The sequence below is a fragment of the uncultured Piscinibacter sp. genome, assembly GCF_937952055.1.
In the GTDB taxonomy this organism is placed as follows: domain Bacteria; phylum Pseudomonadota; class Gammaproteobacteria; order Burkholderiales; family Burkholderiaceae_C; genus Piscinibacter.
Map to the genome: position 1 here is coordinate 63,901 of NZ_CALFYO010000034.1, position 13,532 is coordinate 77,432.

Here is a 13,532-nt window from a genome sequence, read left to right on the forward strand (position 1 = left end):
GTTCAGCGCGGCGCCATGCGCAAGGCACCGTCGAGGCGGATCACTTCGCCGTTGAGCGAAAGATTGCGGATGATGCCCGCGGCGAGATGCGCGAACTCTTCGGGTTTGCCCAGACGCTTCGGGAAGGGAATGCTCGCCGCCAGCGAGTCCTGCACCGCCTGCGGCAGTTCGGCCATCAGCGGCGTGAGGAACAGGCCCGGTGCGATGGTGCACACGCGCACGCCGAACTGGGCAAGGTCGCGCGCCAGCGGCAACGTCATGCCGACGATGCCGCCCTTGGACGCCGAATAGGCCTCCTGGCCGACCTGGCCGTCGAATGCCGCCACCGAGGCGGTGTTGACGATCACGCCGCGCTCGCCGTCAGCCAGCGGCTCGAGCCCGACCATCTCGGCCACCGCGAGCCGCGTGATGTTGTAGGTGCCGATCAGGTTGACGCGCACCACGCGCTCGAAGTCCTCCAGCGGCGCGGGCGAGCCGTCCTTGCCGACGATGCGGCGGGCCGTGCCGATGCCGGCCACGTTCATCAGCATCCGTGCCGGGCCGTGCAGGGCACGGGCGGACTCCAGCGCCGCGAGCACGCTGTCGGTGTCGCAGATGTCGCAGCCGACCCCGATGCCGCCGATCTCGGCGGCCACTGCCGCCGCACCCTCGGCGTTGCGATCGAGCACCGCGACCTTCGCGCCCTGGCGCGCGAGCTCGCGCGCGGTGGCGGCGCCGAGGCCCGAGGCCCCGCCGGTGACGATGGCGGCTTGTCCGGAGATGTCCATGGGTGTCCGTCCTCAGTGCCGGGACGGCAGGATCACGCCCTCGCCGCCCGCGTAGAGATGCTCGACCAGCGAATCGCGGTGCGTGAGCACGGCGCGCTGGTTGATCGAGCCCTTGTCAGTGACTTCGCCACGGTCGATGCTCGGCGGGTCGGCCAGCACGATCGCGCGGGCCACGCGGGTCGCGCTGCCGGTGCCGGCGCTCCACTGGCCGTCGATCAGGCGCTGGAAGAAGGCACGCACGTCCGGCGCGCCGAGCACGTCGAGTACAGGCGCCGAGGCGCTCAGGTTGGCGAACGCGCGGCAGGCGTCCAGGCGCGGGAAGATCAGCACACCGATCTCGTCGCGGTTCAGGCCGGCCACCACCACGTCCTGCACGCAGGGGTCGCCGGCGGCGATCATGCGCGCGCGCAGCGGCCCGACGGAGACGAAGGTGCCGGTGGAGAGCTTGAAGTCCTCGGCGGTGCGGCCGTCAAACAGGAAACCGCGGCCGGGCTCGGCGGGATCGATCGGCTTGACGGCATCGCCGCTGCAGTAGAAGCCCTCGTCGTCGAAGGATTCGGCAGTCTGCTCCGGCGCACGCCAGAAGCCCGGCGTGACGTTGGGGCCGCGGTAACGCACCTCGGTCTTGTCGCCGGTCGGCACCAGCTTGAGCTCCATGCCGGGAGCCGGCAAGCCGATGTGGCCGGACTTCACCTCTTCGGCATTGGCGCACATCGCGAACGGCGCGGTCTCGGTCATGCCCAGGCCGGTGAGCATGCGGATGCGCTCGCCGCAGCTCGCCTCGGCGAGGCGGTCGAGCTTGTCCCACACCGGCTGCGACAGGCCGGCGCCGGCGAAGAAGAACATGCTGACGCGTGCGAACAGCGAGTCGCGCAGCGTCGCATCGTCCTCCATCGCGTTGGCGATCTCCTCGAAGCCCTTGGGCACGTTGAAGTACACCGTGGGCGAGATCTCGCGCAGGTTGCGCAGAGTCTCGTGAATCAGCGCCGGCGTCGGCTTGCCTTCGTCGATGTAGAGCGTGCCGCCGTTGTAGATCGTCAGGCCGACGTTGTGGTTGCCGCCGAACGTGTGGTTCCACGGCAGCCAGTCGACCAGCACCGGCCGCACTTGGCCGAGGCCGGGGAAGCACTGCAGGATCTGCTGCTGGTTGGCGCAGATCATGCGCTGCGTGTTGATCACGCCCTTGGGCAGCTTCGTCGAGCCCGAGGTGAAGAGGAACTTGGCGATGGTGTCCGGCCCGACGCGTTCGTGCGCAGCGTCGACCGCGGCGGTGGCCGGGGCGGCGAGCAGGTCGTCGAAGCACAGCGTCTTGCGCCCTTCGATGCCGCCCGTCGTCAGCACCACCGGCGTATCGGCCGGCACCGTGGCGGCAATGGCACGGCCGTAGCCGCTCGCGCTGGAGGCGAACACCAGCCCCGGGGTCAGCACGCCGAGGATGTGGCGCAGCTTGCCGTAGTCCTGCGAGACGGTCGAGTAGGCCGGGGAGATCGGCGCGAAGGGCACGCCGGCAAACATCGCGCCCAGGCCGAGCAGCAGGTGCTCGAGGTCGTTGTCCGACAGGATGGCCACCGGATGCTGGGCGGACAGGCCCATGTCGAGCAGCGACTGGGCGATGCGCTTCGCGGCGTCGACGGCCTCGGCGTAGCCGATGCGGCGCCAGTCGCCGCCGTGCACGCGCTTGGCGGCCAGCGTGTGCCCGGGCGACAGCTGCGCCCAATGCAGCAGCCGGTCGGTGAGCCGCCCGGGGTACTCGCCGAGCGCCTCCTTCGACGTGACCAGCGTCGTGCCGTCGGCACGCCTGTCGAAGTGCGCCGCCAGCGAGCCACCGACGGGCAACGGACGATATTTCGCCGCCACCGCGCTCATGAGGACTTGCCCACCTTGCCCGCGCGCTTCTCCAGGAAGGCTCGCACGCGCTGCTTGGCCGCGTCGTCGCCTTGCGCGATGGCGGCCATCAGCGACTCGACGAACAGGCCGTCGCTCTGCGACAGGTCGGCGATGCGCGGCAGCGCCTGCATCACCGCGAAATTGGACAGCGGCGCATTGCCCGCGATCTTCGCCGCCAACTCGCAGCCCTTGGCGAAGCCGGCACCGTCGGCGACGACGTACTGCGACAGGCCGCGACGCTCGCCCTCGTGTGCGTCGAGCACACGGCCGGTGAGCATCATGTCGGTCATGGTCTGCACGCCGGCCAGTCGCGGCACGCGCGCCGAGCCGCCGCCGCCGACGAAGATGCCGCGCTGGCCTTCGGGCAGGCCGTAGTACGCGCTCTCCTCAGCAACGCGGATGTGGCAGCTGCTGGCGATCTCCAGACCGCCTCCGACCACCGCGCCATGCAGCACGGCCACCACCGGCACGCGGCCGAACTGGATGGCGTCCATCGCCGCATGCCAGGTGCGCGAGTGGATCACGCCTTCGGCGACGCTGCGCTCGCTGAGCTCGGAGAGATCGAGGCCGGCGCAGAAGTGGTCGCCCTCGCCGGTCAGCACCGCGGCGCGCACGCCCTCGGGCAGCGAGACGAAGGCGCTGTGCAGCTGGGCCACCAGCGCGTCGTTGATGGCATTGCGCTTGGCCGGCCGGTTCAGCCGGATGTGGGCGACGGCATCGGCGACCTCGATGCGCAGAAGGTCCAGGGACGCCAGCACGCCAGTGGCGGGAACGAAGTGGAGGCTCATGGTGGGGTCTCGCGAATTTAGTTAGAAGTCTTAACTAGTTTGCGCGCCACATCCACCGGGTAAACCCGCTCTTTGTCTTGTGCCGCCTTGGCGTTTTAGTTATCGTTCGGAAGCAATTGCGCCGACTGCCGGAGACGTCATGAACACCGCCGACCTGATCGCCATCGACGTGCACACGCACGCCGAGGTGTCCTGCTGGAACCCCTTCGACAACTACGGGGAGGAGTACGACCGCGCCGCCGACAAGTACTTCGGCTCGAACCGCCGGCCAACCATCGACGAGACCGTCGCCTACTACCGCGAGAAGAAGATCGGCCTGGTGATGTTCACCGTCGACAGCGAGGCCCAGTTGGGCCGGCGCCGCATCCCCAACGAGGAGATCTGCGAGGCGGCCGCGAAGAACAGCGACATGATGATCGCCTTCGCCTCCATCGACCCGCACAAGGGCAAGATGGGCGCGCGCGAGGCGCGCCGCCTCGTCCAGGAGCACGGCGTCAAGGGCTTCAAGTTCCACCCGACGGTGCAGGGCTTCCTGCCCTACGACAAGATGGCCTGGCCGATCTACGAGGTGATCGCCGAGTACAAGCTGCCGGCGATCTTCCACAGCGGCCACTCCGGCATCGGCTCGGGCATGCGCTGCGGCGGCGGCCTGCGGCTGCAGAACAGCAACCCGATGCTGCTGGAGGACGTGGCGATCGAATTTCCCGACATCCAGATCGTGGTGGCGCACCCGAGCTGGCCGTGGCAGGACGAGGCGCTGAGCCTGGCGCTGCACAAGCCGAACGTGTGGATCGACCTTTCGGGCTGGAGCCCGAAATACTTTCCGCCCCAGCTGGTGCAGTACGCCAACACGCTGCTGAAGGACCGCATGCTGTTCGGCAGCGACTACCCGCTCATCACGCCCGAGCGCTGGATGAAGGATTTCACCGAGGCGGGATTCAAGCCGGCCGTGCACGAGAAGATCCTGAAGACGAATGCGATGAGGCTGCTCGGACTCGGCGAGCCTCAGCCGGCGGCCTGAGGGTTCTCCACGAGCAGGGCGATGCCTTGCCCGCCGCCCACGCACGCGGAGGCCACACCCCAGCGCGCGCCGATCTCCTGCAGCTGGCGCGCCACCGTCACGGTCAGGCGCACCCCGGTGGCGGCCAGCGGATGCCCGAGCGCGATCGCACCGCCCTTCACGTTCAGCTTCGCCGGGTCGAGCCCCAGCTCGCGCTGCACCGCCAGCGTCTGCGCGCCCTGCGCTTCGTTGATCTCGAAGCGGGCGATGTCGTCGAGCGCCAGGCCGGTGCGCTCGAGCAGCAGCCGGATTGCCGGCGCCGGGCCGATGCCCATGATCTCCGGCGGCACCCCGACCGCGGCAGCCGCAGCGAGTCGCGCCAGCGGCCGTCCGCCCCAGTCGCGCGCCGCAGCCCCCGAGCCCACCAGGGCCGCCACCGCCGCGTCGGTCAGCGCCGAGCTGTTGCCGCCGGTCTGCACGCCGTCCTTGAACACCGGTCGCAGCCTGGCCAGCACCTCGGGCGGCGACAGGCGCGGATGCGTGTCGCGGTCGGCCGTCGGCGCCTTGCCCGCGAGACGCAGGCCACGCGGCTTGTAGCCTTCGAGCTCGAACACCTCGCTGGTGACCGGCACGATCTCGCCGGCGAAGTAGCCGGCCTCCTGCGCCGCCACCGCCCGTGCGAACGACTCGCTCGCAAAGGCATCCACCGCCTCGCGCGTGATGCCGTACTTCTTCGCGAGGTTCTCGGCGGTCTGGATCATCGAGATCGCCGGTGCCGGATCGGTCAGCGCCTCCCACATGTAGTCGCGGAATTGCGGCGCCATGCCCAGCTTGAAGCCCTGGCGGTGCTCGAAGGCGGCAATCGGGTTGCGCGTCATCGACTCGGTGCCGACGACCAGCGCCAGGCTCGCCGCGCCCGTGGCGATCTGCTCGCCGGCCTGGCGGAACAGCTCGAAGCCGGTGCCGCAGATGCGCTGCACCATGATCGACGGGATCTCGCAAGGCACGCCGGCGTACAGGCCGATGTGCCGCGGCACGTAGAACTGGTCGAAGCCGCCCGGCGCCATGTTGCCGGCGAGCACCGAGTCGACCCGGTCGGCGGCGATGCGGGTGCGCCTCAGCACCTCGCGCGCGACCTTGATGCCCAGGTCGATCGGGTTGGCGTCGGCAAAGGCGCCGCAGTAGTCGACCATCGGCGTGCGCACGCCGTCGAGGATCCAGGTGTCGTCGAAGGACTGGAAGAGGCCGCGGGACATGGTGTTCGAACTCCGGTTCAGGCGCGGACGACCCGCGCGTCGGGCATGGCGGCGTAGAGGGCTTCGACCTCCGCCGCGCGGCGGCGCAGCACCGCGCCCTGGTTGATGTAGCCCTTGTCGGTGATCTCGCCGGCATCGGCGCTCGGCGGCTCGGCGAGCCAGAGCGCGCGCACCGGGGTCTGCGACGAGCCTCCGCCTTCAGCGCGCAGCGCGGCGAGGGCGGCGCGGGTGCGCTCGGCCAGCTCCGCGGCCGGCACGTCCTTGGCGGCCGGACTCGGGAACAGCAGCACGCCCACGTCGCCGCGGTCGTGCCCGGCGATCACCGCGTCCTGCGCCAGCGGCGCCAGGGCCGACACCACCCTCAGCCGCAGCGTGCCCACCGACACCCAGGTGCCCGACGACAGCTTGAAGTCCTCGGCGACGCGGCCGTTGAACGCCACGCCGCGCTCGGGGCGCTCGACATCGACCAGGTAGCCGGCGTCGCCGATGCGGTAGTAGCCCTCCTCGTCGAAGGCCTGCGTGGTCAGTGCCGGCGCATTGCGGTAGCCGGGGAACACCGACACGCCGCGCACGCGCATCTCCAGCTTCTCGCCGTTCGGCACGAACTTCAGCTCCATGCCGGGCAGCGGCGCGCCGATGCAGCCGGCGCGTTCGAGCCGCCAGTGGGCCGAGGTGATGGCCGGCGAGGTCTCGGTCGAGCCCCACGAGGTGGTGAACCACACCGGCTCGTCGCGCACCTTGCGCGCCACCGCCTCCAGACGCTCCCAGCTCGACTGCGCCAGCGCCGCGCCGGCGTAGAACACCATGCGCAGCCGCGCGAAGAATTCGCGCGCCAGCGCCTCGTCCTTCTCGAGGAAGGGCAGCAGCATGTCGAAGCCGCGCGGCACGTTGAAATACAGCGTCGGCTTCACCTCCAGCAGGTTCTTCACCGACTTCTCCACCAGCCCCGGCGCCGGGCGGCCTTCGTCGATGTAGAGCGCACCGCCGTTGCGCAGCACGAGGTTGAAGTTGTGGTTGCCGCCGAAGGTGTGGCTCCAGGGCAGCCAGTCGAGCACCACCGGCTTCTCGTGCTCGAGGAAGCGCCAGACCTGGGCGATCATCTGCTGGTTGGCGCACAGCATGCGGTGGGTGTTGATGACCACCTTGGGGTGGCCGGTCGACCCCGAGGTCAGCAGGTACTTGGCGTGATCGTCGGGCTGGATGGCCTCGAAGGCCTGCATCACCGCCGGGCTCTCGGCGGTGCGCGTCAGGCTGTCGAAGCTCAACGCGCCGGGATGCGACTCGGCGCCCTGGCTGAACACCGTGACCACGCCAAGCGCCGCACTGGCGATCGCCGGCCCGTACACCGCGGCGTCCGACGCGTAGACCAGCGCCGGGCCGAGCGTGTTGAGGATGCCGTGGATCTTCGTGTGGTCCTGGGTCAGGCGGCAGTAGGCGCTGGACACCGTGCACACCGGCCGGCCGACGTGCATGGCGGCGAGCATCAGCAGCGCGTGGTCGACGGCGTTGTCCGACAGCACCACCACCGGCCGCCCCGGCGGCAGGTGCAGGCCGATCAGGCTCTGCGCGATGGAGCCGACGGTCTTGCGCACCTGCGCATAGCTCAGCCTGCGCCAGCCGCCCGCCGCATCGCGCTCGGCAAGAAAGACGGCCTCGGGCGTGGCCTGCGCCCAATGGTCCAGCCATTCGCCGATGCAGCGCGCGTAGGGCTTCAGCGGCTCGGGCGAACGCAGCACGAAGGCACCGCCGTCGAACCGGACCTGCACGGTGCGCGGCGGCGCCAGCATCGCCGGGTCGTCGAAGAAGCTGCGGGCCATGTCTTGCTCCATACACTAATGTATGGAAAGGATGGTAGGCATCCTGCACGATATTGCACTCGGGGATTGCCCCAAGTTCCGTACATTTGTGTATGGCATCATCGGCACATGACGGCACGCCCCGCCACCCGATCGCGCACGCGCCGCGCCGCCGACGAGCCGGCGCGCAGCACGCTCACTCCCGAGGCCTGGATCGCCGCCGCCACGGAGCTGCTCATCGACCAGGGCATCGACGCGGTGCGCGTGGACGTGCTGGCCAAGGCGCTGGCAGTCACGCGTGGCAGCTTCTACTGGCACTTCAAGGACCGCGAGGCGCTGCTCGTCGCCGTGCTCAACGGCTGGCGCGACGGCGCCACCGAGCAGGTGATCCGGCGCTTCGAAGGCCAGCAGGGCGACCCCCAGGCACTGATCGGCGAGCTGATCTCGCTGCCCTTCCGCGGCCGAGCCGCGCAGCGGGCGGCACGCGTGGAGCTCGCCATCCGCGCCTGGGCCCGGCGCGACGCGCTGGCGCGGCATGCGGTCGACGAGGTCGATGCGCGGCGCCTGTCCTACATCTCGCAGTGCTTCTCGGCGCTGGGATTCACCATCGCCGAGGCGCGCGGGCGCGCCTTCATCCTCTATGCCTACGAGGTGGCCGAATCACTGCTGGCCACGCAGGGCACGGCAGCGCAGAAGAAGGACCGCAGCGCGCTGCTGCAGCGCCTGGTGACGACACCACTGACTTGACGGTCGTCAACGCCGCGACCGCCCCGTCGCCTTAGCGTGTCAGCATCGTCCCCTGCCGGAGATCTCGATGAGCACGCTGAAAGCCCTCCTCGTCCACGTCGATGCCTCGCCACGCGCGGCGGTGCGGCTGCAGCTCGCCGAACAGCTCGCGCTCGCGCACGGGGCGCAGGCGACGGCCATCTACGCCGTGACCTCCGCCTTGCTGCGCTACCCGATGGCGATGGCTGCCGGCGCCGACGTCGCGCCGATGCTCGCCGAGGTCGACGCGCAGCGGCTCGAGGCGGCGCGCAAGCTGTTCGCCGCCAGCGTCGACCGGCAGCGCGTGAACTGGCTGGAGGTCACCGGCCGTCCCATCGTCGACGTCGCGCAGCAGGCTCTCTATGCCGACCTGCTGGTGATGGGCCAGCGCAGCACCGACGAGATGCGCGACGTCGACGTGCCGCCTGACTTCGTCTCCTCGGTGCTGATCGACAGCGGCCGGCCGGCCATCGTGGTGCCGCACATCACGGCTGCACCGCCCAAGCTGGAGCGCGTGCTGGTGGCCTGGAAGCCGACGCGCGAGGCGGCGCGCGCGGTGAGCGCCGCGCTGCCCATCCTGCTGCAGGCACGCGACGTGACGGTGGCGGCCTTCGACGAGGGCGAGTCGCCGGCGGCCGAGTCCGGCATCGTCGGCTACCTGCGCCAGCATGGCGTGCAGGCGCGGTTCAAGCGCGAGGTCGCCTCGGAGATCGACGTCGGCGAGCAACTGCTCTCCCTCGCCGCCGACGAGCAGTCCGACCTGCTGGTGATGGGCTGCTACGGTCACGGACGCGCGCGCGAGTGGGTGCTCGGCGGCGCGACGCGCACCGTCATCGAGTCGATGACCGTGCCGGTGCTGATGTCACACTGAGGCGCGCACCACGGTGACCGGCAGCTGCGCGTCGTGCAGCAGCGCGTGCGCCACCGAGCCGAGGCGGCTGCCGACTGTCTCGCCCTTGCCGTGCGCGCCCAGCACGATCAGCGCGCAGCCTTCGTCCTCGGCGATGTCGATCAGCGTGTGGGCCGGCTCGCCCTGCGCCACCTCCAGCTCGAAATCGACGCCGGCGGTCGTGCACAGCGCCGCAGCCTCCTGCAGCAGGTGCTCGCCGGCACCGCGGGCGATCGCCTCGATCGCGTCGGCATCGTGCACGCGCAGCAGTTCGTACAGGCTGGCCGGCTCCTGGACGTTGGCCAGCAGCAGGGTCGCGCGCAGGCCGTCGCGCACGAGCTGCAGCGCATGGCTCACGGCGGCGAGCGACTCGGCCGAGCCGTCGACGGGAACGAGAATCTTCATCACGGGCCTCCACAGTCCATTGCGACCAGTATCGCGCAGTGGCGCGAGGCTGCGGCGGGGCGGCCGTGGCCCCGCTGACTTCTGTCAAACCCCGATGGCCCGCTCCGATGTGCGGCCCTAGCATGCCGGCTCCCGAGTCCTGGAGCCTGATGATGCCTGTCGCCACCCGTCTTGCCGTCGCTGCCGCCTGCGCGGCTGCCCTCACCTCGCCGGCCCTGGCACAGGGCAGCGGCCCGATCAAGGTCGGCCTGATGCTGCCCTACACCGGCACCTATGCCGCCCTCGGCAACATGATCGAGAACGGCTTCAAGCTCCACGTCCAGGAACAGGGCGGCAAGCTCGCCGGCCGCGAGATCCAGTACTTCAAGGTCGACGACGAGAGCGATCCGTCCAAGGCCACCGACAACGTCAACAAGCTGATCAAGCGCGATCAGGTCGACGTGCTGGTCGGCACGGTCCACTCGGGCGTCGCGCTGGCCATGGCCAAGGCGGCGCGCGAGAGCAACACCCTGCTCATCGTGCCCAATGCGGGCGCCGACGCCATCACCGGCCCGATGTGCGCGGCCAACATCATCCGCAGCAGCTTCAGCAACTGGCAGCCGGGCTATTCCACCGGCGTGGTCGCCGCGCAGAAGGGCTACAAGCGCGCCATGACGATCACCTGGAACTACGCGGCCGGCACCGAGACGGTGAAGGGCTTCACCGAGGCGTTCGAGAAGGGCGGCGGCAAGGTCGTCAAGGACCTCAGCCTGCCCTTCCCCAACGTCGAGTTCCAGGCGCTGCTGACCGAGATCGCGGCACAGAAGCCCGACGTGGTGTTCGCCTTCTTCGCCGGCGGCGGTGCGGTCAAGTTCGTCAAGGACTACGACGCCGCCGGTCTGAAGAAGAGCGTCCCGCTGTTCGGCTCGGGCTTCCTCACCGACGGCACGCTGGAGGCCCAGGGCCCGTCGGCACAGGGCCTGCAGACCACGCTGCACTACGCCGACAGCCTGAACATCCCGAAGAACAACACCTTCCGCAAGAACTTCGCGTTGGCCTACAAGACCAATGCCGACGTCTACGCGGTGCAGGGCTACGACGCGGCGCAGATCCTCGCCGCCGGCCTGAACGCGGTGAAGGGCGACATGGGCAGGCGCGACGCCATGCTTGCGGCGATGCGCAAGGTGACGGTGGACAGCCCGCGCGGCAAGTTCACCATCTCGCCGGCCGGCAACCCGGTGCAGGACATGTACCTGCGCGAGGCCAAGGGCGTCAACAACGAGTACCGCGCCGTGGCGGTGAAGGCGCTGGCCGACCCGGCGCGCGGCTGCAAGCTGTAAGCTTCGCCAGCATGAAACGGGCGGCTCGAGCCGCCCGATTCCTTCTTTGCCGGCAGCCACCGTGGACCTCGCCACCTTCCTCGTCCAGTGCCTGAACGCCGTGCAGTACGGCCTGCTGCTGTTCCTCGTGGCCAGCGGGCTGACGCTGATCTTCGGCATCATGGGCGTGATCAACCTGGCGCACGGCAGCTTCTACATGATCGGCGCCTACATGGCCTTCGTGCTGGCGCCGTGGTTCGGCGACTGGTACCTGAGCAAGCTGCTCGCCGGCGTGATCCTCGCCGCGCTGTTCGGCTACCTGCTCGAGTGGGCCTTCTTCAGCTTCCTCTACCAGCGCGAGCACCTGCAGCAGGTGCTGATGACCTATGCGCTGATCCTCGTCTTCGAGGAACTGCGCTCGCTCACCGTGGGCAACGACGTGCACGGCGTGCAGGCGCCGTCGTGGCTGTCCGGCGGCTTCAAGCTCGGCGAGCTGATGAGCTATCCGTGGTACCGGGTGTTCGCCTCGCTCGCCTGCATCGTGCTCGCGGCAGCGCTGTACGGGGTGGTCAACCGCACCCGGCTGGGCATGATGATCCGCGCCGGCGCGAGCAACCGCGACATGGTGCGCGGCCTGGGCATCGACATCCAGCGCCTGTACCGCATCGTCTTCGCCGGCGGCGTGGCGCTGGCGGCACTGGCCGGCATGATCGCCGCGCCGCTGTCGTCGGTCTATCCGGGCATGGGCGGCAGCGTGCTGATCATCTGCTTCGTGGTGGTGGTGATCGGCGGCATCGGCTCGATCACCGGCGCGCTCATCGCCTCGCTGCTGGTCGGCTTCGTCGACACCTTCGGCAAGGTGTTCTTCGCCGAGTACAGCGGCATCGGCGTCTACCTGCTGATGGCGATCATCCTCGTCTGGCGGCCCGAGGGCCTGATGAAGCGGAGCTTCTAGATGCCGAGGTGGCTCGCTCCCTGGCTGGTGGCGCTGGCGCTGGCCGCACTGCCCGCCGTGCTGACGCCCTACACGCAGGACCTGGTCGTGAAGATCGCCGTGCTCGCGATCTTCGCGCTCAGCCTCGAGCTGCTGGTGGGCAGCACCGGACTGGTCAGCCTCGGCCACGCCGCCTTCTTCGGCATCGGCGCCTACGTGACGGTACTGGCCACCGGCGACGCCGGCCCGGCATCGCTGCTGCGGCTGCTGCCGGCGGCGATCGGCGCGGCGGCACTGTACGCGCTGTTCGTCGGCGCGCTCAGCCTGCGCACCAAGGGCGTGTACTTCATCATGGTCACGCTGGCCTTCGCGCAGATGGCCTACTTCGTGTTCCACGACACCAAGGTCGGCGGCGGCAGCGACGGCATCTTCCTGTACAGCAAGCCGGTGATCGAGATCGCCGGCACGGTGTGGCTCGACCTCGAACGCAAGCACCACCTCTACTACACCGTGCTCGCGGCGCTGGTGGCGAGCTATGCGTTGCTCGCGCTGATCAACCGCTCGCGCTTCGGCCATGCGCTGGCGGGCATCCGCGTGAACGAGCAGCGCATGCGCGCGGCGGGCTTTCGCACCTACGGCTACAAGCTCGCCGCCTTCGTCATCGCCGGTGCCCTGGCCGGGCTCGCCGGCTTCCTCGTCGCGGTGAAGGACGGCGCGGTGAATCCCGAGCTGCTGTCCTGGCACGAGTCGGGCGCGGTGCTGCTGATGATCATCCTCGGCGGCATCGGCAGCCTGCGCGGCGCGGTGATCGGCGCATTCGCCTTCACGCTGCTCAAGGAACTGACCCAAAGCGAGGCGCTGCTCGGCCCGCTGGCCGGCCACTGGCAGCTCACGCTGGGTCTGACCATCATCGCCTTCGTGGCCTTGCTGCCGAAGGGCCTGATCGGCCTGAACGCACGCCTCGCCGGAGCCTCGCATGGCTGAGCCGCGGACCGATGCGAACGCGCCGCTGCTGCGCTCCAACCTGCTGACGCGCCGCTTCGGCGGGCTTACCGCGGTGAACGGCGTCTCGCTGGCCTTCGAGGTCGGTCAGGTCCACGCGGTGATCGGCACCAACGGCGCGGGCAAGTCGACGCTGATCAACATGCTGTCGGGCGAGATCCCGGCATCCAGCGGCAGCATCCACTTCGACGGTCACGACATTACCGACTGGTCGCAGCCGCGGCGCGCGAGCGCCGGCATCGGCCGCAGCTACCAGCGCACGACGATCTTCCCGGAGTTCAGCGTGCTGGAGAACTGCCGCCTGTGCGCGCAGGCCGCGCGGCCGCGCGCCTGGGCGGTGTGGGAGAGTGCGCAGCACTGCGCCAGCAGCCTGCAGGTGGCGCGCGAGGCGCTGGCGGCGGCCGGCCTCGCCGACGAGGCGGCGCGCGGCGCCGGCACGCTCAGCCATGGTGGCAAGCGGCAGCTCGAGATCGCCATGTGCCTGGCGACACGGCCGCGCGTGCTGCTGCTCGACGAGCCGCTGGCCGGCATGGGCGCCGAGGAGACCGACCGCATGCTCGCGCTGCTGGCCTCGCTGAAGCGGACGCACGCCGTGCTGCTGGTCGAGCACGACATGGACGCGGTGTTCCGCATCGCCGACCGCATCACGGTGATGGTCAACGGCGAGGTCATCGCCAGCGACGCGCCGGCGGCGATCCGCGCCAACCGCGAAGTGCAGACGGCCTACCTCGGCGAGGGGCATTGA

At 69.8% G+C, this 13,532-nt stretch carries 13 protein-coding genes; 7 read left to right on the top strand and 6 right to left on the bottom strand.

Annotated features, from left to right (window positions below):
* Positions 1 to 2: 2 nt before the first annotated feature.
* From Q0599_RS25870 to Q0599_RS25880, 3 genes are read right to left on the bottom strand one after another with little or no spacing between them, the layout of a single operon-like run.
* Positions 3 to 767: an SDR family NAD(P)-dependent oxidoreductase gene (locus tag Q0599_RS25870; RefSeq protein WP_298835648.1), complete on the bottom strand. Its 765-nt coding sequence runs from the start codon at positions 765 to 767 to the stop codon at positions 3 to 5.
* A gap of 12 nt (positions 768 to 779) precedes the next feature.
* Positions 780 to 2,633, bottom strand: coding sequence for a feruloyl-CoA synthase (locus Q0599_RS25875; protein ID WP_298835650.1), 1,854 nt, complete (start codon positions 2,631 to 2,633; stop codon positions 780 to 782).
* A complete protein-coding gene (locus tag Q0599_RS25880; protein ID WP_298835652.1) occupies positions 2,630 to 3,442 on the bottom strand; it encodes a crotonase/enoyl-CoA hydratase family protein in 813 nt (270 codons plus the stop codon). Before Q0599_RS25880 ends, Q0599_RS25875 begins: the two co-directional genes overlap by 4 nt.
* Positions 3,443 to 3,581: 139 nt before the next feature.
* Between Q0599_RS25880 and Q0599_RS25885 the strand changes: the two genes are divergently transcribed.
* On the top strand, positions 3,582 to 4,463 hold the full coding sequence (locus Q0599_RS25885; protein WP_298835654.1) for an amidohydrolase family protein: 882 nt from the start codon (positions 3,582 to 3,584) through the stop codon (positions 4,461 to 4,463).
* Here Q0599_RS25885 and Q0599_RS25890 read toward each other — a convergent pair.
* On the bottom strand, positions 4,448 to 5,698 hold the full coding sequence (locus Q0599_RS25890) for a thiolase family protein (protein WP_298835656.1): 1,251 nt from the start codon (positions 5,696 to 5,698) through the stop codon (positions 4,448 to 4,450). The two genes, Q0599_RS25885 and Q0599_RS25890, sit on opposite strands and share 16 nt — an antisense overlap.
* Positions 5,699 to 5,715: 17 nt before the next feature.
* Positions 5,716 to 7,515 carry a feruloyl-CoA synthase gene (locus tag Q0599_RS25895; protein WP_298835658.1) on the bottom strand — a complete coding sequence of 600 codons (1,800 nt, stop codon included), beginning with the start codon at positions 7,513 to 7,515 and terminating at the stop codon, positions 5,716 to 5,718.
* 108 nt (positions 7,516 to 7,623) lie between these two features.
* On the opposite strand from Q0599_RS25895, the gene Q0599_RS25900 reads away from it, so the two are divergent.
* Both Q0599_RS25900 and Q0599_RS25905 read left to right on the top strand, forming a co-directional pair.
* Positions 7,624 to 8,241 (top strand): TetR/AcrR family transcriptional regulator, encoded by a 618-nt coding sequence (locus Q0599_RS25900; protein WP_298835660.1) that lies wholly within the window; start codon positions 7,624 to 7,626, stop codon positions 8,239 to 8,241.
* A gap of 67 nt (positions 8,242 to 8,308) precedes the next feature.
* Positions 8,309 to 9,130 (top strand): universal stress protein, encoded by an 822-nt coding sequence (locus Q0599_RS25905; protein ID WP_298835663.1) that lies wholly within the window; start codon positions 8,309 to 8,311, stop codon positions 9,128 to 9,130.
* Here the strand turns inward: Q0599_RS25905 and Q0599_RS25910 are convergent.
* Positions 9,122 to 9,553, bottom strand: a complete 432-nt coding sequence (locus Q0599_RS25910; RefSeq protein WP_298835665.1) for a universal stress protein — start codon at positions 9,551 to 9,553, stop codon at positions 9,122 to 9,124. The genes Q0599_RS25905 and Q0599_RS25910 overlap by 9 nt on opposite strands.
* A 152-nt stretch (positions 9,554 to 9,705) precedes the next feature.
* On the opposite strand from Q0599_RS25910, the gene Q0599_RS25915 reads away from it, so the two are divergent.
* The 4 genes from Q0599_RS25915 (at position 9,706) to Q0599_RS25930 (ending at position 13,532) form a co-directional block, all read left to right on the top strand.
* Positions 9,706 to 10,872, top strand: a complete 1,167-nt coding sequence (locus Q0599_RS25915) for an ABC transporter substrate-binding protein (RefSeq protein WP_298835667.1) — start codon at positions 9,706 to 9,708, stop codon at positions 10,870 to 10,872.
* 61 nt (positions 10,873 to 10,933) lie between these two features.
* Positions 10,934 to 11,806 carry a branched-chain amino acid ABC transporter permease gene (locus Q0599_RS25920; protein ID WP_298835669.1) on the top strand — a complete coding sequence of 291 codons (873 nt, stop codon included), beginning with the start codon at positions 10,934 to 10,936 and terminating at the stop codon, positions 11,804 to 11,806.
* Positions 11,807 to 12,769, top strand: a complete 963-nt coding sequence (locus Q0599_RS25925; RefSeq protein WP_298835671.1) for a branched-chain amino acid ABC transporter permease — start codon at positions 11,807 to 11,809, stop codon at positions 12,767 to 12,769.
* Complete coding sequence (locus Q0599_RS25930; protein WP_298835673.1) at positions 12,762 to 13,532, top strand: ABC transporter ATP-binding protein; 771 nt, start codon at positions 12,762 to 12,764, stop codon at positions 13,530 to 13,532. Before Q0599_RS25925 ends, Q0599_RS25930 begins: the two co-directional genes overlap by 8 nt.